Origin of the sequence: Kribbella sp. NBC_01484 (genome assembly GCF_036227145.1) — a bacterium.
In the GTDB taxonomy this organism is placed as follows: domain Bacteria; phylum Actinomycetota; class Actinomycetes; order Propionibacteriales; family Kribbellaceae; genus Kribbella.
On record NZ_CP109437.1, the window covers coordinates 894,372 to 913,754 of the forward strand.

Below are 19,383 nucleotides of genomic sequence, written 5' to 3' on the forward strand. Positions count from 1 at the left end.
CCGGGCCGGATCGGAGTTGCCCCTGGCATGCACGTTCATCCGTTGCTCGCGTCGCGGTTCAGCCCGCTTCGGTTCGATCCTGAGTGGACGATCACCGAGGACGACGTGGAGTTGTTACTGGAAGCCGCTCGTTGGGCGCCGTCGGCAGGCAACTCGCAGCCCTGGGCGTACTTCACGGCGCGGCGGGACGAGCCCGAGCACAAGCGGATCGTGCGGCATCTCGCGGCCAGCTCGGGACGGTGGGCGCCGAGCGCCGGCCTGCTCGTCGTGACGATGGCGCATCGCTACATCGAGGACACCGACTGGGCCTACTCGGACTTCGCGGACTACGACCTCGGCCAGTCGGTGGCCCATCTGACGCTGCAGGCTCAGGCGATGGGTCTGGCCTGCCGGCAGTTCCGGGCCTTCGATCTCGACGGGCTGACCGCGGACCTGGCGCCCGGCGCGGGATGGCACATCGTCTCGATGATCGCGGTCGGCCGGGCCGCCGAGGAACGCCCGCCGGACCGGGAGCGGCGCAGCGCGGCCGATCTGCGCACCGCGCCGTGGTCAGGCGGTCTGTGACAGGGCGACCGACAGGCCCAGGGTCAGGGCCATGACGAAGAGTTCGGTGCCGACGACCTGCCAGAACGGCGTGCCGCCGTCGAGGAGGTCGCCGACGGCTCGGCGGCGCTGAAGCCAGGCGAGGATGATCAGGAGCAGGAAGGCCCCGATCTTCGCGATCAGGAGCGCGCCGTACGCGTCCGAGGTGAGGGCATCCAGGACCGTACCCCAGCCGCCACCCATCGCGGCCAGGCGGCCGGCGGCGCTGATCAGGCCGCTGAGGAGGACGGCGATCGACGAGATCAGCGCGACCTGGTTGAACCGCTCGAGCACGATCGGGAGTCCGGTCCGGCTGGCCCGCCCGTAGCGGACGAGACCCGCCAGGCCGCCGATCCACGTGGTCGCGGCGATGACGTGCACGACCAGGGCCGCCCCGGCGAGGACGACGTACGACTCGTTGCGCGGGTACGCCGTGAGCGCGGTCGGGACAAGGGCCGCGACGGCGACCAGGACGCCGAGACCCGCGGCCGACGAGGTCTGCACCCGGCGGATGCCGACGGCCAGGGCAAGGACCAGGATGCCGGTGATCAGCAGGGCCTTCACCTCGGGGACGCCGAGGGCGTCGTCGAGGCGGAAGCGGAGCAGGTTCACCGGGGTGTCGAGCAGGATCGACGCGGTGACGATCGCGCCGGCGAAGGCGCAGACCGCCCAGATGAAGGCCGAGTTGCTGGCATCCCGGATGGCGCGGCGCCCCTGGACGCCGAGCGGACCGCCTTCGACCCGGAGCAGGACGACCGCGGCGAGCAGAGCGCCGGCGCAGCCGACGGTCGCGAGCGTGGCGATCAGCCGGAAGAACGGCAGCAGCCACGAGACGAACACGCTCGGCCCGCCGATCCCACCGAGGTAGCGGGGCTCACTGTCGGCCGCGAACAGGCCCACCACGAGGGCCACCGAGGCGATGACGATCGCACCCACGCCACCCGCGACCAGACGTCCGGGCATGCGATGCCGGGCGGCGCGGGTCGCGGTCACAGAGCGGACCCGGCTTCGGCACCATTCGACACCCGGCTCACTATAGGGTCAGCCGGAGGAGGGCCGCCCAGCCCGACACCATCTCGTGATCACCGTGTCGCGAAGCTGACCGAAATCAGTGCTGAGAGTGTTCCTTCGAATCACTCTGCGTCGGCTTCTCCGTCGTAGCGGCCGTATCCGTCGGCTCGGCATCGCCAGCCGGGGACGGCGAGCTGTCCGTGGTCGCTGGGCCGTCGGACGGTGCTGGGGCGTCCGCACCATCGCCGTCGAAGTCGATCTTCTTCAACTGCTTGCCCATGTTGCGCACCAGCAGCGCCGTGGCGGCACCGAGTGCGAGCACGATCAGCAGCGCGACCCATCCGGGGCGCACCGAGTTCGGATCGATCTCGGCCGTCAGAAGGGAGGTCGTCGCTATCACGCCACCAGTCTCTCACTGTCTATGCCCGCCGTCAGCGCAGCCCCGCGAACAGATCGTCCTCAGGTAGTTCCGGCTCGACCAGACTCCGGGCCAGCTCGTAGTCCTCGGTCGGCCAGGCCGCCTGGTGCACTTCCAGCGGTACGGCGAACCACGCGCCGTCGGGGTCGATCTGGGTGGCGTGCGCGAGCAGGGCCTTGTCCCGGGTGGCGAAGTACTCCGCGCACTCGACCCGGGTGGTGATCCGGCGCTCGTTCTCCGGGTCCGGCTTCCAGTCCTTGAGGCGCTCGGCGTACGGCGACTCCAGGCCGCGCGCGATCATCGCGTCGTGCAGCGCCTTCATCCGCTCGTAGTGGAAGGTGTGGTGGTAATACAGCTTGAGCGGCTGCCACGGCTCGCCGAGCTCCGGGTAGGCGTCCTTGTCGCCGGCCGCCTCGAACGCGGCCACGGTGATCGTGTGGCACATCACGTGGTCCGGGTGCGGGTAGCCGCCGTTCTCGTCGTACGTCGTGACGACCTGCGGGCGGAACTCGCGGATCAGCTTCACCAGCGGGGCGGCGGCGTCCTCGACCTTGAGCGCGGCGAAGCAGCCCTCCGGCAACGGCGGCAGCGGGTCACCCTCGGGAAATCCCGAGTCCACCCAGCCGAGCCACTCCTGCCGGATGCCGAGGATCTCCCGGGCCGCGTCCATCTCCTTGCGGCGGATCTCGGTGATGTTCGCCAGCACCTCCGGGCGGTCCATCTTCGGGTTCAGGATCGACCCGCGCTCACCACCGGTACACGTGGCCACCATGACCTCGACACCTTCGGCCACATACCGAGCCGTCGAAGCGGCTCCCTTACTCGACTCGTCATCCGGGTGGGCGTGCACATGCAACAACCGAAGATCTCCACTCACAAGACACAATGGTCCTCCAAGCCCAGCTCAAACCCACGACCGACCCCCTGGACCCCCGTTGACCGAGTCATCTGCCAGCAGCCCGACCACCGACCTCGACGCCCGGTACGGACGGGACCGGAGGTCGCGCCGGCCGGTGCTGATCGGCGTGCTGGCCGTCGTCGTGCTGGCCGGTCTGGGCTGGCTGACGTGGGCGGCGGTGATCGGATCGAATCCGCCGGTGACGTCGCGGCTGCTCGGTTTCGAGGTGATGTCGGCCACCAGCGCGAAGGCGACCATCCAGGTGGACCGGACCAAGTCCGTCGAGGCGAACTGCCGCCTGCAGGCGAAGGCCGCCGACTTCTCGATCGTCGGCGAGCTCACCCTCACCATCCCGGCCGATTCCGCCCGCCACCAGACCCTCCCCGCCACCCTGACAACCCAGCGCTCGGCCACCTCCGTCGTGCTGATCGGCTGCACGACGGCCGACTCCCACCATCCCCACTGACCCGTCGGCAACCGATTGCCATCCGATGGCCGAGACCCGGGAAAAACCTCCAGGCAAGCGATTTCCCAGCGTTTGAGAGGTCAAAGAACTGTGGGGTTCTCTGCCGGATCTTGCTACGCTGAGTGGATTGGTCGCCGTCGACGACGGCGGCCAGAAGCATTTCTGCCCATCCCCACCGACACAAGGAGCAGCCCGTGACGCAAAGGATCGAAGAGGACAGCGTTGTCTGGCTGACGCAGGACGGTTACGACCAGCTGAAGGCTGAGCTCGAGCACCTCAAGGGCCCCGCCCGTGCCGAGATCACCCAGCGCATCAGCGAGGCCAGGGACGAGGGCGACCTGAAGGAGAACGGCGGCTATCACGCCGCCAAGGACGAGCAGGGCAAGATCGAGGCGCGGATCCGGCAGCTGGAGGACATGCTCCGCCGCGCCCGGGTCGGCGAGACCCCGAAGAAGGGCGGCAAGGTCGAGCCCGGGATGAAGGTCTCGATCAAGTTCGCCGGTGACGACGACGTCGAGACGTTCCTGCTCGGCTCCCGCGAACTGCTCGCCCTCGACGCGTCGGTCGACATCGACGTGTATTCGCCACAGTCCCCGCTCGGTTCGGCGATCCTGGGTAAGAAGAAGGGCGAGAAGGCCACCTACGAGGCCCCGAACGGCAAGGACGTCACCGTCGAGATCGTCGCTGCCGAACCCTTCACCGGCTGACCCACCCAGCTCCGAGCGCCCCGGTGGACAACCACCGGGGCGCTTGCTTTTCGGCCTAGTGAGTGGCCGGCGCGAAGCGCATGTTGTCCTGATCGCGCGTCGACGAGCGGCGACGCCGACACTTTCGAGCGGGTTCAGACTTGAGTCTATCGGGCTCAATTTTGTTGATAGTTGAGTCGACACGGCTCAACTCGGCGCCTACGGTCGCCGCATGGGCATCCTCCGCCACCCCGACTTCCGGCGTCTGTGGACCGCAGACCTGCTCAGCCAGCTGGGCTCGCGCCTGAGCATGATCGCGATCCCACTGCTCGCCGTACTCACCCTGGACGCGTCCACCCTCCAGGTCTCGCTGCTGCGGACGTGCGAGACCGCGGCGTGGCTGTTGCTCGGTCTGTTCGCCGGTGCGTGGGTCGACCGGATCAGATGTCTCCCGGTGCTCGTGTACGCCGATCTGGGTCGCGCACTGCTCTTCGCGTCGATCCCGGTTGCCGCGTGGTTCGGCGTACTGAGTCTCACGCAGCTGTACGTCGTACTGGCGCTGACCGGGATCCTCACGGTGCTGTTCGACGTGGCGCACAGCACCTATCCACCCCGGCTGCTCGAGCCGGACCAGCTGTTGCCGGGCAACGCCAAGCTGGCCGCCAATCACTCCATCGGCGCGGTGATCGGCGCTGGTGCAGGCGGTGTACTTGTCCAGTGGCTCGGTGCGGCCGTGACGATCGGACTGGACGCCCTGAGCTTCCTGTGGTCCGCACTATGGCTTCGCTCGATCCGTACGCCGGAAGCCCGGCCGGCGAAGGCGGACCATCCCGACCTGCGCCGGGAGATCGCGGACGGCATGCGCTACGTCTTCACCCACCCACTACTGCGGCCGATCGCACTGAACACGGCAACGACCATGCTGTTCCAGGCAGCAGCCGGCGCGATCATGATCGTCTACCTGGTCCGCGAGGTTCACCTGCAGCCGGGGACCATCGGCGTACTCAGCATGATCGGTCTGCTCGGAGCCATCGTCGCGTCGGCGGTTACGGAGAGGATCAGCAACCGGTACGGCGATGCCCGCATGCTCCTGCTCTCGTCGACGGGCATCGGCGTCGCGTTCACACTGCAGGCGCTGACCGCACCGGGCTGGCAGGTGGGCTGGTACGTCGTCTCGATGCTGCTCGCCGGATTCTGCATCACCATCTGCTACATCCTGCAGGTGAGCATCCGGCAGCGCGTGTGCCCACCGGAGCTGCAGGGCCGGGTCAGCGCCACCATGAGCTTCGTCGGCTGGGGCGCCGCTCCGCTCGGCAGTCTGCTGGGCGGAGCGCTCGGCACTGTCTTCGGACTGCGCGCCACACTCTGGGTCGCCGGTCTGGCCGCACTGGCCGGCACGGTGTTCCTCTACCTCTCACCGTTCCGTACGTTGCGCACGGTCCCGGCGACCCAGCAGGCGGATCAGTCGGAGACGATCTGAGCGGTGCCGACCAAGACCTCGACGTCGAGGGCGGCGCGGCCGCGGCCGATCTCCACATCCTTGGACTGACCGGAGACCGCACCGGTCCAGGTGACGCGGCCGAGCTGTGCCTCGGTGTGGACGCGGACGTCGGAGCCGCGACGCAGCGACACGTTGGCCGTGCCGGACTCGACCCGGACACGGGAGCGACCCTTGGTGATCTGCGCGTCCAGGGTGGCCGAACCGGCCTGGACGAGCAGGTCGATCGGGCCGTCCACATCCGCGACCTTCGCCGTACCGGCGGTGACGCGGACCCGGGACAGCCCCGGCAGGCGCTCGGCGTTGACGCTGCCGCCGGTCACCTCGACCTCGACCTGGAGGCTCGGGTTCACCCGGATGGACAACTCCTTGGCCAGGCCGTTCACGTGTGACTTCAGATCGGTCGGGTTGCGCAGCATGCTGAACCCGTCGATCGAGACACCCATGTCACCTTCGCTGCTGATCGCCAGGGTGTCGCCGTCACGCTTGATCACGTGCGGCCCGTCCACGGCGACGCCGTTGATCGCGGGCTCGCCGATCAGCCGCACCCGCCGCCCGATGGCGCGCACGGTCACCCGCTGCACGCCGGCCGGCATCGGCACATTGCTGTGCTGTTCCTCGACCTCTTCTTCTTCGACAACTTCGTCGGAAGCCGCCGGCGCCTCGTCCACAACACTGTCCTGGACGCCAGTCACGACGGTTTCGGCGACCGGCGCGTCCACCGCATCCGGTGAGTCGACAACGTCCGCCCAGACCGAGGTCGACGGAGTCTCGTCAGGTACGACGTCTTCGGCAACCGGAGGCTGTGCTGCCGGCTCGTCGGCCTGGGCCGTGCCCGGGGTCGTGATGGCGGCGATCAAGGTGGTGGCCTCCTCGGTGGAGAGGTGGCCCTTCGCGACCCGGTCGAGGATGTCCTTGACCCTTTGGTCGTAGCTCTGGTTGCTCATGCCCCCAGTCCAGCACCCCACTGGGTCGAAACCAATCCGGGATCGCCCCCAAAGCAGCAGTGCGGGCCCCGGAGAGTAGCCCGGGACCCGCAACCGCGTCTCTATGTACACAGCCCACGACGGAGCTGGTTGTTGTCACGCGGCCGGGGTCATCTCCTCCTCGGCCAGTTCGTTCTGTACGGCGGCCAGCTCGGCGGTCTCGGCCGCCTCAGCCGCCCGCCGGGCCTTCAGCCCACGCAGACCGGTCAGCGCGATCACCAGACCGAGTGCCGCGATCCCGGTCACCACACCCAGCCCCGGCTTGTACGCCGACAGCATCCCGGCCGGCGTGGTCACACCGACCGACTGGCTGCTGATCACCGCGGTCACGATCGCCAGGACCACCGCGCCGCCGACCTGATTGGAGGTGTTGAACAGTCCGGACGCCAGCCCCTGCTCGTGGTCCGGGACACCCGACACCGCCTGGATGTTCAGCGCCGGGAACCCGATCGCGAACCCGAGGCCGAGCAGCATGATGGTCGGGAACACGGTCGAGAAGTACGCCGCCTCCGGGCCGATCCGCAGCGACAGGGCGTACCCGGCGACGAACAGCGCCATCGAGGTGACGATCATCGCCTCGGTGCCGAACCGGTCGGCCAGCTTGCCCGCGTTCGGCGACAGGGTGGCGACCAGCAGGCCGGCCGGCAGGAACGCCAGCGCGGTCTCGAACGACGACCAGCCGAGCAGGTTCTGCATGTACAAGGTGCCGATCAGCTGGAAGGCGACGTACGCACCGAACACGGTCAGGATGGCCAGGTTCGCCCGCCGGAGCGAGGCGTTGCGCAGGATGCCGAGCCGGACCAGCGGGTGCTTGGACCGCAGCTCGATCGCGACGAACGCGCCCAGCAGGACGATCGCCAGCGCGAACATCCCGAAGGTCTGCACCGACACCCAGCCGGCGTGCTCGGCGCCGACGACGGCGTAGACCAGGGACAGCATGCCGCCGGTGACGGTGATCGCACCGGGGACGTCGTACCCGCCGGAGGTGTTGTCGCGCGGGCTGTTCGGGATCAGCTTGAGCGCGAACAGCAGCACGATCAGGGCGACCGGGCCGGGCATCAGGAAGGTCCAGCGCCAGCCGACCTCGGTCAGCGCGCCGCCCAGGATCAGGCCCATCGAGAAGCCGCTGGCGGCGCAGGTGGTGAAGATGCTGAGGGCGCGGTTGCGGTCCGGGCCCTCGTGGAAGGTCGTGGTGATGATGGAGAGCGCGGCCGGTGCGGTGAACGCGGCGGCGACGCCCTTGACGAACCGCGCCGCGATGAGCAGTTCGGCGTTCGTGGCCAGCGAGCTCAGCATCGAGACCGCGGCGAACACGGCCAGCGCGATCAGGAAGACCCGGCGCCGGCCGAGCAGGTCGGCGGTCCGGCCGCCGAGCAGCAGCAGGCCGCCGTACCCGAGCACGTAGCCGGTCACGACCCACTGCAGGGACGAGAGGGAGACGCCCAGGTCGGCGCCGATGGACGGCAGGGACATGCCGACCATGGACACGTCCAGGCCGTCGAGGAAGATCACGCCGCAGACCACCAGAAGAGCGCCCCAGAGGCGCGCGTCCCAGGTCATGCGAGCCGGTGATGTGGTGTGCGTTGTCTGTGTCACGAGGGGAGACTATTCCATGCGTGTGCATCTAATGTCTAGGCATTAAATGCGTTTGCATTGAATGCGCGTGCATGCTATGGTCGGCCCCATGACCGCTACGAAGGTCAGTGCCGGTCCTGGTGAGACCAGCGCCGATGCCAGTGCCGATGTCCGCGAGTGGCGCGAGCTGCTGGCTCGTCACGCGGATCTGACCTGCGCCCTCGACCGGGCCCTGCAGGCCGGCCACGAGCTCGGCATGAGTGAGTACGAGGTGCTCGAGCGTCTGGCCGAGCTGCCCGAGCAGTCCGCCAAGGTCGCGACGATCGCGAAGTCGGTGCACCTGAGCCAGAGCGCGCTGTCCCGCGTGATCGGCCGCCTCGAGGTGGCCGGCCTGGTCGAGCGCCACATGTGCCCGGAGGACCGTCGCGCAGTCAATGTCCGACTGACCGACGAGGGCCTCCGGCGCCAGACCGAGGCCAAGCCCACTCAGCGCCAGGTTCTCGCCGAGCGGCTGCACGCACCGCTGGTGAAGAGCTGCACACCGCTCGACTGATCAGTTGAACGTGTACGTGTAGCCGTCGCTGGCCAGGGTGCTGAGGACCCGGCCCCGGTGGTCTTCGCCGCGGAGCTCGAGCTGCAGGGCCACCTCGACCTCGTCCAGCCGCAGTGTCTCCGAGATGCGCTCGTGCACGATCTCGATGATGTTCACGTCCAGGTCGGCGAGCTGCGCGAGCAGTGTGGCCAGACCGCCAGGCGTGTCCGGGATCCGCACCCGCAAGGACAGGTACCGGCCGGCTGCCGCCATGCCGTGCCGGATCACGCGCATCAGCAGCAACGGGTCGATGTTGCCGCCGGACAGCACCACCACGACCGGTGGCTTGAACCGCCGAGGCTCGTCGAGTACGGCGGCCACCGCGGCGGCGCCGGCTGGTTCGACCACGAGCTTCGCGCGCTCGAGCACCAGCAAGAGTGCCTTGGACAACGAATCCTCGCCGACCGTACGGACCTCCCCGACGTACCGCTCGACCGCCTCGAACGGCACCGCGCCCGGCAGCCCGACCGCGATCCCGTCGGCCATTGTTGCCATGTGAGCGAGCTGGACCGGCTCACCGGCCGCCAGTGAGGCCGGGTACGCCGCCGCACCCGCGGCCTGCACACCGACGACCTCGATCGGCATCCCGTCGCGCTGCATCGCGGACGCGATCCCGGCGAGCAGGCCACCACCACCGGTCGGTACGACGACCGTCCGGACCTGCGGGCACTGCTCGACGATCTCGAGTCCGGCGGTCGCCTGACCGGCCACGATGTCCGGATGGTCGAACGGGTGGATCAGCACCGCACCCGTCTCCGCCTCGAACGCGCGTGCCGCGGTCAGACAGTCGTCGATCGACGTACCGACGAACCGGACCTCGGCGCCGTACGCGCGGGTCGCCTTCTCCTTCGGGATCGGGGCCCCGTGCGGCATGAAGACGGTGGCCTTGACCCCGAGCAGCTGCGCCGCGAGCGCAACACCTTGGGCGTGGTTGCCCGCACTGGCCGCGACCACGCCACGCTTGCGCTCGGCCTTGGACAGCCGGGCCATCCGCACATAGGCGCCACGCAACTTGAACGACCCGGTGCGCTGCAGGTTCTCGCACTTCAGGAACACGTCACCGCCGACGAGCTCGCTCAACCAGCGCGAGTACTCCAGCGGCGTCGGCGCCACCACGTCATGCAGCAGATCCGCGGCCCGCACGATGTCCCTGGCATCGATCACGCCCTCACCCTACGCACGAAAAGCCGTTGCACCGGCCACATACGCTGCTGGTCATGGAAATCACAGCTGTCGTGGTCCGCGCGTCCGACGAGGCTGTCCTGATGTTGCCGTCGGGTCTGCCGCGGGCAGATGTCACCGAGAAGTTCTGGTTCCCGGACGTCGAGCCGGTGCTCCGAGCGCTGCCCGGTATCGACGCCGCTGTGCTCACCTGCCTCAGCGAAGAACCGATGGTCTACCTGATGCTCTCGACCGGCTCCGTACCGGAAGACGCTCACTGGGTGCACGACGTCGACGACCCGGCGGTCGTGGCCGCTCGGCGACACCTCGCCCTGCCGCCGGACTCCCCCGTCACCCCGGCGTGGACGATGCCGGACTGGTACGACGAAGCCCTGCCCTGGATCGCTGAGCACGTTCCGGGCTCGTGGACACAAGTGCGCTCGTGGGGTTTGTCGAACGTCTTGCGCGTCAGCGGCCCGGACGGGGACGTCTACTTCAAGGCACTCGCACACTCCAGCACGATCCGGCCGGCTCACGCCGACGCATTGCCGCTTCTCTTCGCGCATGAGCCGTTGCTCCTGAAGCACCTCTCGGACGACCGGCCCGGCGCGGTGCCGGCGCCGTTGGCCATCGACGAGAAGCGCGCTTGGATGCTGTTGCCCGACCTCGGTCGCCCGCTGGCCGACGAGGCTGACATCGCGGTGTGGATCGACGCGCTGCGAGGGCATGCCAGGTTGCAGCGCAGCTATGTGGATCAGATCGACCGGCTGTTGGAGTTCAGTTGCGTCGACCGCCGGCTCAATGTCCTGGCGGCGGAGCTCGACCGGCTCCTCGGACCGAATCCGGCAACCGAACTGCTCGAGCCCGCCGAGCGTGCGCGGCTGCCGCGGCGGGCCGAACAGTTGCACGAGGCAATCACCGAGCTGGCGGCGATCGGCGTACCGGAGACGCTGCTGCACGGCGACCTGCACCCGCGGAACCTTGCTGTGCGGGACGGGAAGGTGCTGGCCTTCGACTGGACCGACGGACTGGTCTCGCACCCGTTCCTCGACTTGGTGACCTTCGTCGAGGAGAAGTCACCGCTCTCGATGGATGCGCGGGTGCAGGATGCGTATCTGGCCGAGTGGGAGGAGTACGCCGCCCCCGCGGACCTGCGCCGGGCGCTCGAGCTGGCCAGGGAACTGGGCGCACTCCATCAGACGATGACCAGCCTGCACCTGCGGGACCACCTGTCCGAGCCGGACCGCGAATCCATGCTCCGCGGCGCGGTGTGGTGGTTGCGGCGGTTGCTCGAGCACTAGGTCATTTGCTGAGGATGGTGAGCTGGTTCCGCATACCTCGGCGTACTGGTGGGTCGAGGTGGCGGTCCCAGTCCGGGTGGCGCTCGCCGCGCAGGAGGGCGTAGTACGCGAGTGCGTCGGACAGCGCCGCCTCGCGCAGGTATCCCCGAGCCAGCGGCTGCTTGCCACGGCCGTTCGGCCGCGGACGACGTTCGTACGCCGCGTTGGCGGTGAAGATCCCGAGTCCGTAGAACACGGTCAGCAGGTCGGTCAACGACTCGTGGTCGGGCCGGCGCGCGAACGAGATCCGGTCGCCGCCGAGCAGCAACTCGTGTCCGGCCTCGTGGGCGTAGATCGCCGCCAAGGCGACCGGATCGGCGGCCAGCGCCGGCGCGAGTTGGATCTCGTTGCCGTCCGCACCGCGGAGCCACCGGCCGCCCTGCTCCTTCACCACTCCGCGGTACGCCGGTCGCCGTACGCCGTCACCGACGAGCCCGAAGCTGAGCGCGCACCGGCCCGACGGCAGCTCCATCCGATCGGCGACCCGCGCGCACAGCTCCTCGGCCGCGGCGAGGCTGCCGTCGTACCCGGTCGGGATCAGCTCGTCCGGCAGGACGATCGGCCGGAGCAGGACGTCCCGCCCGAACTCGGCGATCAGCCAGTTCATCGACGACCGAATCCACCGCCGCCGCCCACCTGGCAGCCGTTCGCGCGGTGCCTTCAGCTCGGCCCGGACCTGTTGGTTGCGCCGCAACACCCCGATCGGATTCCTCACCCGCCGGATCATGCCTATCCGACGGCGCTGTAAACCCTCCGGTTCCGACAGGTCGCACTCAGTGACTATTTCAGCAGCAGCTTGCCCAGCCGCCGGGAGGCGACGTACATGCCGAGGGTGCCCATGACGGCCAGGTAGGCGGCGTTGATCAGCAGGGACCAGCTCACGGTGCCGGTGGTGAAGGCGCGCTCGAGGACGACGCCCTGGTAGAGCGGGGTGATCTCGACCAGCCAGCGGATCGCGGCGGGGTAGGTCTCGACCGGGTAGAAGGTGGCCGAGAACAAGAACATCGGGATGATCGCCAGTTGCACGAACTCGAAGTCCTGCCAGCTGCGCATGAACGTGGTCAGCGCCATCCCGGCGCCGGCGAACGCGAACCCGATCAGCACCGACGTCGGCAGCGCGACCACCACCCACCACGACGACACCAGGCCCATGATCAGCATCACCACGATGAACATGGCCGAGTAGCAGGCGCCGCGCAGCAGCGCCCAGGTCACCTCGCCGGTGGCGACGTCCCACGGCCGCAGCGGCGTCGCCAGCATGGAGTCGTAGAGCTTGGCGTACTTCATCCGGAAGAAGATGTTGTACGTCGAGTCGAAGATCGCACCGTTCATCGCCGAGCTGGCCAGCATCGCCGGCGCGACGAAGGCGGCGTACCCGATGACGGTGCCGTCGGACAGCGTGAAGTCGCCGACCAACTGGGCGACCCCGATCCCGATCGACAGCAGGTAGAACACCGGCTCGAAGAAGCCGGACAAGAAGACGACCCAGGACCGCCGATAGAGCAGGAAGTTCCGCTCGACGATGTGCCGTCCCCCACCAACACGAACCGGAACAGGCACCACCCGGGCTGCGATGGTGGTCATGGGGCCTCCCGGCCTGGACTGAGGAGCGTAGGGAGCCCGGTCATGGGGCCTCCCGGCCTGGACTGAGGAGCGGAGGGAGCGAAGCGACTGGAGCGACGAGGGAAGGCCGGGAGGTAGAGCCCCATGACCCGCCGCGCCGCAGGCGTGGCCGAAAGCACAGCGACTGGAGCGACGAGGGAAGGCCGGGAGCCAAGGCCCCATGACCCCGCCGGCGCCGGAGGCCCGGCCAAAAGCACAGCCATCAGCCGATCAACCTCTTGGTGAAGCCGCGGACGGCGAGCCAGGTGCCGATGATGAACCAGGCCAGTAGATAGGCGACGTTGACGAGCGCGAGCCATGGATTGACCGAGCCCTCCGCCAGGGCCCGGGAGAGATGGACCCCGTGCCACAGCGGACTGACATAGGCGAGCCACTCGATCCAGTTGGGCAGCTGGGAGACCGGGAAGAACGCGCCGGAGAACAGGAAGGCCGGGACCACCCCGAACCGGAAGATCATCGCGAAGCCCGAGTCGTTCTCCAGCGTGGTGGCGTAGGCGGCGACCGGGCCGGCGACGGCCATTCCGACCAGCAGCGCAACCGGCAGAGCCAGCACGCCCAGCGGTGACTGCAGACTGCCGAACGCCGCGATCACCACCAGGAACACCGCACAGGTGCTGCCCACCCGGAAGGCGATGAACCCGAGCTGCCCGTAGACGACGTCCGCCGGGCGCAGTGGGGTCGCGATCATCGAGTAGTAGAACTTCTGCCATTTCAGCCCGCTCATCACCGGGTACGTCGACTCGCCGACGGCTACCTGCAACGCCGTGGCGGCGAGCAGCCCGGGCGCGATGTACTGCAGGTAGGTCATGCCACCGAGCGCGCCGGTCCCGTTGCTGTCCACGAACGAGCCGAGTCCGATCCCCATCGCGGCCAGGTAGAGCAGCGGCAGCAGGAAGCTGCTGATCAGCGTGCCCTTCCAGGTCCGCTTGTAGACGGTGAGCCAGTAGTCGAACTGGCGCCGCCCGTTCTCCACTGCGAGTGCCATGTCCTAATCCACCAACGTCCGGCCGGTCAGCCGGAGGAACACGTCCTCCAGGGTGGAGCGCCGTACCAGCACAGCGGCCGGCTCCAGACCACGCTCATGTACGGCGGCGACCGCGCGCTCACCGTCGTCCGTATAGAGCAGCAGGCGATCGGGCAGCACCTCGATGCGCTGGGCGAGGTCCTCCACCTTGCCGGCCAGCGCGTCGTGGTCGGACAGCATCACGTCCGGACCGAACCGCAGCTCGGTGACCTCGCGGGTCGAGTAGTCGCGGATCAGCTCGGCCGGGGAACCCTCGGCCGCGATCAGGCCGCCGTCCATCACCACGAGCCGATCGCACAGCTGCTCGGCCTCGTCCATGTAGTGGGTGGTGATGATGAGCGTCACGCCGGCCTGTTTGAGCCGGAACAACTTGTCCCACAACAGGTGCCGGGCCTGCGGGTCGAGGCCGGTGGTCGGCTCGTCGAGCAGCAGCAGGTCCGGCTTGCTGACCAGCGACCGCGCGATCGTCAGCCGCCGCTTCATCCCGCCGGAGAGCTCGTCGACCTTGACGTTCGCCTTCTCGGTCAGCGCGACGAACTCGAGCAACTCGTCCGCCCGGAGGCGGCACTCGGCCCGGCTGAGACCGAAGTACCGGCCGTAGATCGTCAGGTTCTCCCGGACGGTCAGCTCGGTGTCGAGTGTGTCGTCCTGCGGGCACACGCCGAGCCGGGCCCGGATCGAGGGGCCGTCGGTGGCCGGATCGAGGCCGAGGATCCGCAGCGTGCCGCCACTGGCCGGTGAGACCGCGCCGATCATCCGCATCGTCGACGACTTGCCCGCGCCGTTCGGCCCGAGGAACCCGAACGCCTCGCCCTTCCAGACGTCCAGGTCGATCCCGCGCACTGCCTCGAAGTCGCCGTACGACTTCCGCAGCCCGCGGACATGGACCAGGGACTCCCGCTGCTCACTCACGGACCGACCCTAGACGGACCGTCCGACATTTCTCTTGTCGTTTTGAGCGGCTCCATGCGCCGAAGGTAGAACCTCAACAGCGCTGGAGGTCAACCGCGACCGACGTACGGCATCCCGGCCGCCATCACGGTCAGCGTCGGTACGGCGACCGATGTCGGCAACTGGGCGATCCGGACCACGAAGTCCGCGACGATCTTCGGGTCGAACGTCGGCTCGATCGCGAACGACCCGTCCGGCTGCAGCACGCCCTGCCGCATCCGCTCGGTCATCTGGGTGGCGGCGTTCCCGATGTCGATCTGGCACGCGGTGATCCCGTGCGCGCGACCCTCCAGCTCGAGACCCTTCGTCAGGCCGGAGATCGCGTGCTTGCTCGCGGTGTAGGCGATACCCCGCGGCCGCGGCACGTGCGCCGAGATCGACCCGTTGCTGATGATCCGCCCGCCCTTCGGCTCCTGCCGCAGCATCAGCCCGAACGCGGCCTGCGCACACAGGAACGACCCGGTCAGGTTCGTATCCACCACCCGCCGCCAGTCCTCCTCCGCGACATCCGGTACGGCGGCCGCCGGCGCCCCGATCCCGGCGTTGTTCACCAGTACGTCGATCCGCTCCAGCCCACCGAAGAATGCGCGGACCGCTTCCCCGTCAGCCACGTCCAGCACCGCGAGGCGCACCCGCCCGCCCCCGTCAGCCACGGTCTCCCGAAGGGTCTCCTCGGTCCGGCCGGTCACGATCACGTCGAACCCGGCCGCCGCCAGAGCGAGCGCCATCTCCCGCCCCAGCCCGGAGCCGCCACCGGTCACCACCGCCACCTGCGTCACAGAACGCACCCCTCTGTCGTCGAATGATCGTCCGCTGATTCTCCTCTACTGCGGACAGTGACCAGCCCGGGACGGAGAGTAAATGAGTGGCGGCTCACTCGGCAATCTCGGAAACTCATTTGCGTGTATCACGCAAGCATGTATATGCTTGCAGCATGCAAGTAAACGACGCGTACACCCCGCAGACCCCCATCGAGGGCGTCATGCACGCGTTCACCCGGATCGGACGCCGGCTCAAGGCCAAGCAGCCCGGCGACACGATCGACCACAGCGCGCACGTGGCGCTGTTCGTGCTGCGCTGCAGTGGCGCACTGCGATTGTCCGACCTGGCCGCGCGGATGGAGCTCGACGCCTCGACCGCGAGCCGTCACGTTCGCGCGCTGGAGCAGCTGGGCCTGGTCCGCCGCTCCCCCGATCCCGACGACGGCCGCGCCTTCCGGGTCGAGCTGACCGAGCAGGGCATCGAGCAGTGGGAGTCCAGTGCCCGCCGCCGGATGGAGCTGCTGAGCACCGCGATGGACGGCTGGTCCGAGGAGGACATCCTGACGTTCGAGCGGCTGATGACCCGGTTCGCCGACGGAGTCGCCAATCTCACCGACACCCCGGCCGACGCTCGCTGGGCCGACAGGGGCTGGGCCGCGGTCGCCCCGCGACTACGCGCCGCCCCCGATCCTGAGCGCCGTACCGACGAAGACTTCGCGCCAGGCGGCGACCCCGCCACCCGCGAGAACACCGACAAGAACCTGGAGAGCACCAGATGAGCACCACTGAGCCCGCCACCGCCGGCGGCCCAGATAGCACCATCGCCGCCCCTGGCGGCGCCCCTAACTACCTGTCCCACAAGCAGATCCTGGTCATTCTCGGCGGTCTGATGGCCGGGATGTTCCTGGCCGCGCTGGACCAGAGCATCGTCGGTACGGCGCTGCCGCGGATCGTCAGCGAGTTCAACAGCCTGGACAAGCTGTCCTGGGTGGTCACGGCGTACCTGCTGACCTCGACCGCCTCCACTCCGCTGTGGGGCAAGATCTCCGACCTGTACGGACGCCGCCCGCTGTTCATCGCGGCGATCGTCATCTTCCTCGCCGGCTCCGTACTGTCGGCAATGTCGCAGAACATCGAGATGCTGATCGGCTTCCGGGCCGTCCAGGGTCTCGGCGCCGGTGGCCTGATGTCGCTGGCGTTCGCCACCATCGGCGACGTGATCCCGCCGCGCGAGCGCGGTAAGTACATGGGGTACTTCGGCGCCGTCTTCGGCCTGTCCTCGGTGGCCGGCCCGCTGCTCGGCGGTCTGCTCACCGACGGTCCGGGCTGGCGCTGGATCTTCTGGATCAACTTGCCGATCGGCCTCGTTGCCCTGGGCATCGTCGCCGCCGTGCTCAAGCTGCCGCACGTCAAGCGCTCGCACAAGATCGACTACCTCGGCGCCGCCACGGTCGCCGCCGCCGTCACCACGCTGCTGCTGGCCATCTCCTGGAGCGGCCCGAGCAACGGCTGGGGCAACGGGACCACGATCGGCCTGCTGGTCGCGGCCGTCGTACTGGCCGTCGCGTTCGTGTTCATCGAGCTGCGAGTGGCCGAGCCGATCATCCCGATGGACCTGTTCAAGGGCCGGATCTTCGCCGGGTACGCCGGCTACGCGTTCCTGCTCGGGTTCGCGATGTTCGGTGCGCTGATCTTCCTGCCGCTGTACCTGCAGGCGGTCAAGGACCTGTCGCCGACCCAGTCCGGCCTGGCGCTGCTGCCGATGATCGTCGGTATCTTCTCCGCCTCGATCCCGAGCGGTCAGCTGATGAGCAAGACCGGCCGCTACAAGGTGTACCCGATCATCTCCTCGGTCCTGGTCGGCAGCGCGATGGTGCTGCTGTCCACGCTGAGCCTGACCACGCCGTACTGGCAGATGGCGATCTACATGTTCGTGATGGGCGCCGGCCTGGGCCTGTCGATGCAGATCACCGTCACCGCCGCGCAGAACAGTGTGCCCCGCAAGCACATGGGCACCGCGACCTCGACGATGACCTTCTTCCGCTCGATGGGTGGCGCGATCGGTACGGCGGTCTACGGCGCCGTACTGACCATCCGGCTGAAGGACCACCTGACCGACATCGTTCCGAACGCCACGCAGGCCGCGGTCGACGGACTGGCCAAGGCGGCGAACAGTGTGCAGGCTCTGCACGGGCTGGCGCAGCCGATGAAGGGCTGGGCCCTGCACGGTCTGGTCGACGCGATGGACGACGTGTTCCTGGTCTCCCTGCCGTTCCTGGCGATCGCGCTGATCCTGGCGATCATCACCCCGGAGCAGCGGCTGGCCGGCCGTTCCGACGGCCCCAAGCCGGCAGGCGCGGAGCCGGAAGGCGAGGAGTCCGTCGAGGCCTCCGCGCCCGTGGCGATGCACTGACCGCGATTCGCCATCACAGCCGCCCCCGGGAGTTTCCCGGGGGCGGCTGTTCTGCTGCGTGAGACAAACCGCCGGCCTGACGGCCACACTGCTGACTGGCGCAGGGTTAGTCGTCTGCTGGGGCTGGGGTGGTGGGGTGGCGGCGTCTGGGGAATGGGGGTATGTGTCGCGGGGGTTCGGGGTCGACGTCGTTGCCGGCCAGGTAGTTGACGATGGTGTTGAGGACGGCGGCGGTCGGTACGGCGACCAGGGCGCCGACGATGCCGGCGATGATCACGCCGGTGGCGATCGAGAGGATGATGGCGAGCGGGTGGACGCTGACCGCGCGCCCGAGCAGGAACGGCTGCAGGACGTGCGCCTCGAGTTGCTGAACGCCGATCACCACCCCGAGCATGATGATCGCGACGATCGGGCCCTTGGCAACCAAGGCGACCAGTACGGCGACCACGCCGCTGACCAGCGCACCAACCACCGGCACGAACGCGCCGACGAACACCAGGATGCCGATCGCACTCACCAGCGGCAGACCGAGAATCGCCGCACCCAAAGCGATCCCGATCGAGTCCACGGCGGCCACGATGATGGTGGCTCGGACGAAAGCGGTCAGCGAGACCCAGGCCTTCCGCCCCGACGTGTCCGCCTTGACCCGGGCCCGGCGCGGGAACAGCCGGACCAGCCAGCGCCAGATCTGCTCGCCTTGGTAGAGGAAGAAGAACAGACAGAACAGCGAGATGAACAGACCCGCGACGACGTGGGTGGCCGTAGTACCGACGGCGGCTGCCTGCTGTCCGAGGAAACCTCCGGACGTGAACTGCTCGCGCAGTGACTTGATGGCGTTGGTGACGTCGGCGTCGGTGAGCCCGAAGTTGATCCGGCCGAGCTCCCGCAGCTTCTGCACACCCTCGCCGACCTGCGTCGACAGACTGTCGAACTGACTGGCGATCTGCGTCCCGACCAGCGTGAGCAGGCCGGCCACCACCACGATCGTGGCGATCACGGTCATCCCGGCGGCGGGACCACGCGGGATGCGGAGCCGCTGCAGGCCGTTCGTGATCGGGACGAGGAGTGCGGTGAGCAGTACGCCGACGATCACCGGGATGACCACTTCGGACAGGTACTGCACCGCGTAGCCGATCACCAGGACGGCGGCGACGACCACCAGGAACCGCCAGGCCCACGCACTGGCGATGTGCATCCCACGCGTCACCTCTGTGTCGCCCGGGCCGCCCGGGCCGCCCGCCGATGTTCGCTCGGCAGCCACGGCTCTCGACTTCTCCGCCGGCACACTGGACTCCTCGAGCACCTGGTTGTCCGCGACCGGACTCGGATCGTCGTTCCCCTCCGGTGGCCTCCCGGTCGCCGACGCGTCCGCGTCGTCCCTCCCCGCCTCGCTCATCA

The 19,383-nt window shown here is 68.6% G+C and carries 20 protein-coding genes; 8 read left to right on the forward strand and 12 right to left on the reverse strand.

Annotated elements, in window-relative coordinates; translation table 11 throughout:
• Positions 1 to 27: 27 nt before the first annotated feature.
• A complete protein-coding gene (locus OG555_RS04335; protein WP_329481371.1) occupies positions 28 to 564 on the forward strand; it encodes a nitroreductase family protein in 537 nt (178 codons plus the stop codon).
• On the opposite strand, the gene OG555_RS04340 is transcribed toward OG555_RS04335, so the two are convergent.
• The 3 genes from OG555_RS04340 to mca form a co-directional block, all read right to left on the reverse strand.
• Positions 550 to 1,575, reverse strand: coding sequence for a copper resistance D family protein (locus OG555_RS04340; protein ID WP_329481372.1), 1,026 nt, complete (start codon positions 1,573 to 1,575; stop codon positions 550 to 552). The genes OG555_RS04335 and OG555_RS04340 overlap by 15 nt on opposite strands.
• Before the next feature lie 115 nt (positions 1,576 to 1,690).
• Positions 1,691 to 1,993 carry a hypothetical protein gene (locus OG555_RS04345; protein ID WP_329481373.1) on the reverse strand — a complete coding sequence of 101 codons (303 nt, stop codon included), beginning with the start codon at positions 1,991 to 1,993 and terminating at the stop codon, positions 1,691 to 1,693.
• 31 nt (positions 1,994 to 2,024) lie between these two features.
• Complete coding sequence (mca, locus tag OG555_RS04350) at positions 2,025 to 2,888, reverse strand: mycothiol conjugate amidase Mca (protein ID WP_329481374.1); 864 nt, start codon at positions 2,886 to 2,888, stop codon at positions 2,025 to 2,027.
• A 58-nt stretch (positions 2,889 to 2,946) separates the two neighbouring features.
• Here mca and OG555_RS04355 point away from each other — a divergent pair, with 58 nt between their 5' ends.
• The 3 genes from OG555_RS04355 (at position 2,947) to OG555_RS04365 (ending at position 5,541) form a co-directional block, all read left to right on the forward strand.
• On the forward strand, positions 2,947 to 3,375 hold the full coding sequence (locus tag OG555_RS04355) for a DUF4307 domain-containing protein (protein ID WP_329481375.1): 429 nt from the start codon (positions 2,947 to 2,949) through the stop codon (positions 3,373 to 3,375).
• 194 nt (positions 3,376 to 3,569) lie between these two features.
• Positions 3,570 to 4,082, forward strand: a complete 513-nt coding sequence (gene greA / locus OG555_RS04360; protein WP_329481376.1) for a transcription elongation factor GreA — start codon at positions 3,570 to 3,572, stop codon at positions 4,080 to 4,082.
• 211 nt (positions 4,083 to 4,293) lie between these two features.
• Positions 4,294 to 5,541, forward strand: coding sequence for an MFS transporter (locus tag OG555_RS04365; protein ID WP_329481377.1), 1,248 nt, complete (start codon positions 4,294 to 4,296; stop codon positions 5,539 to 5,541).
• Here OG555_RS04365 and OG555_RS04370 read toward each other — a convergent pair.
• Together OG555_RS04370 and OG555_RS04375 are read right to left on the reverse strand one after the other, a co-directional pair.
• Positions 5,523 to 6,506: a hypothetical protein gene (locus OG555_RS04370; protein ID WP_329481378.1), complete on the reverse strand. Its 984-nt coding sequence runs from the start codon at positions 6,504 to 6,506 to the stop codon at positions 5,523 to 5,525. The genes OG555_RS04365 and OG555_RS04370 overlap by 19 nt on opposite strands.
• Positions 6,507 to 6,641: 135 nt before the next feature.
• Positions 6,642 to 8,141, reverse strand: coding sequence for an MFS transporter (locus OG555_RS04375; RefSeq protein WP_329481379.1), 1,500 nt, complete (start codon positions 8,139 to 8,141; stop codon positions 6,642 to 6,644).
• 88 nt (positions 8,142 to 8,229) lie between these two features.
• Here OG555_RS04375 and OG555_RS04380 point away from each other — a divergent pair, with 88 nt between their 5' ends.
• Complete coding sequence (locus OG555_RS04380) at positions 8,230 to 8,673, forward strand: MarR family winged helix-turn-helix transcriptional regulator (RefSeq protein ID WP_329481380.1); 444 nt, start codon at positions 8,230 to 8,232, stop codon at positions 8,671 to 8,673.
• Here OG555_RS04380 and ilvA read toward each other — a convergent pair whose 3' ends face one another.
• Positions 8,674 to 9,876: a threonine ammonia-lyase gene (ilvA, locus tag OG555_RS04385; protein WP_329481381.1), complete on the reverse strand. Its 1,203-nt coding sequence runs from the start codon at positions 9,874 to 9,876 to the stop codon at positions 8,674 to 8,676. It abuts the gene before it with no gap.
• A gap of 53 nt (positions 9,877 to 9,929) precedes the next feature.
• On the opposite strand from ilvA, the gene OG555_RS04390 reads away from it, so the two are divergent.
• Positions 9,930 to 11,174 carry an aminoglycoside phosphotransferase family protein gene (locus OG555_RS04390; RefSeq protein ID WP_329481382.1) on the forward strand — a complete coding sequence of 415 codons (1,245 nt, stop codon included), beginning with the start codon at positions 9,930 to 9,932 and terminating at the stop codon, positions 11,172 to 11,174.
• Position 11,175: 1 nt separating this feature from the next.
• Here the strand turns inward: OG555_RS04390 and OG555_RS04395 are convergent, their stop codons facing one another.
• From OG555_RS04395 to OG555_RS04415, 5 genes are all read right to left on the reverse strand, one after another.
• On the reverse strand, positions 11,176 to 11,928 hold the full coding sequence (locus OG555_RS04395) for a hypothetical protein (RefSeq protein WP_329481383.1): 753 nt from the start codon (positions 11,926 to 11,928) through the stop codon (positions 11,176 to 11,178).
• 65 nt (positions 11,929 to 11,993) lie between these two features.
• Entirely contained in the window at positions 11,994 to 12,797 is an 804-nt protein-coding gene (locus tag OG555_RS04400) for an ABC transporter permease (RefSeq protein ID WP_329481384.1), read from the reverse strand.
• A 241-nt stretch (positions 12,798 to 13,038) separates the two neighbouring features.
• Positions 13,039 to 13,821 carry an ABC transporter permease gene (locus tag OG555_RS04405; protein ID WP_329481385.1) on the reverse strand — a complete coding sequence of 261 codons (783 nt, stop codon included), beginning with the start codon at positions 13,819 to 13,821 and terminating at the stop codon, positions 13,039 to 13,041.
• A gap of 3 nt (positions 13,822 to 13,824) precedes the next feature.
• Positions 13,825 to 14,772: an ABC transporter ATP-binding protein gene (locus OG555_RS04410; protein WP_329481386.1), complete on the reverse strand. Its 948-nt coding sequence runs from the start codon at positions 14,770 to 14,772 to the stop codon at positions 13,825 to 13,827.
• An 89-nt stretch (positions 14,773 to 14,861) separates the two neighbouring features.
• On the reverse strand, positions 14,862 to 15,590 hold the full coding sequence (locus OG555_RS04415) for an SDR family oxidoreductase (protein ID WP_329481387.1): 729 nt from the start codon (positions 15,588 to 15,590) through the stop codon (positions 14,862 to 14,864).
• A 155-nt stretch (positions 15,591 to 15,745) separates the two neighbouring features.
• Here OG555_RS04415 and OG555_RS04420 point away from each other — a divergent pair, with 155 nt between their 5' ends.
• Positions 15,746 to 16,351, forward strand: coding sequence for a MarR family winged helix-turn-helix transcriptional regulator (locus OG555_RS04420; protein WP_329481388.1), 606 nt, complete (start codon positions 15,746 to 15,748; stop codon positions 16,349 to 16,351).
• Positions 16,348 to 17,985 carry an MDR family MFS transporter gene (locus OG555_RS04425; protein ID WP_329481389.1) on the forward strand — a complete coding sequence of 546 codons (1,638 nt, stop codon included), beginning with the start codon at positions 16,348 to 16,350 and terminating at the stop codon, positions 17,983 to 17,985. Before OG555_RS04420 ends, OG555_RS04425 begins: the two co-directional genes overlap by 4 nt.
• Before the next feature lie 106 nt (positions 17,986 to 18,091).
• Here the strand turns inward: OG555_RS04425 and OG555_RS04430 are convergent, their stop codons facing one another.
• Complete coding sequence (locus OG555_RS04430; RefSeq protein WP_329481390.1) at positions 18,092 to 19,381, reverse strand: AI-2E family transporter; 1,290 nt, start codon at positions 19,379 to 19,381, stop codon at positions 18,092 to 18,094.
• Positions 19,382 to 19,383 lie beyond the last annotated feature (2 nt).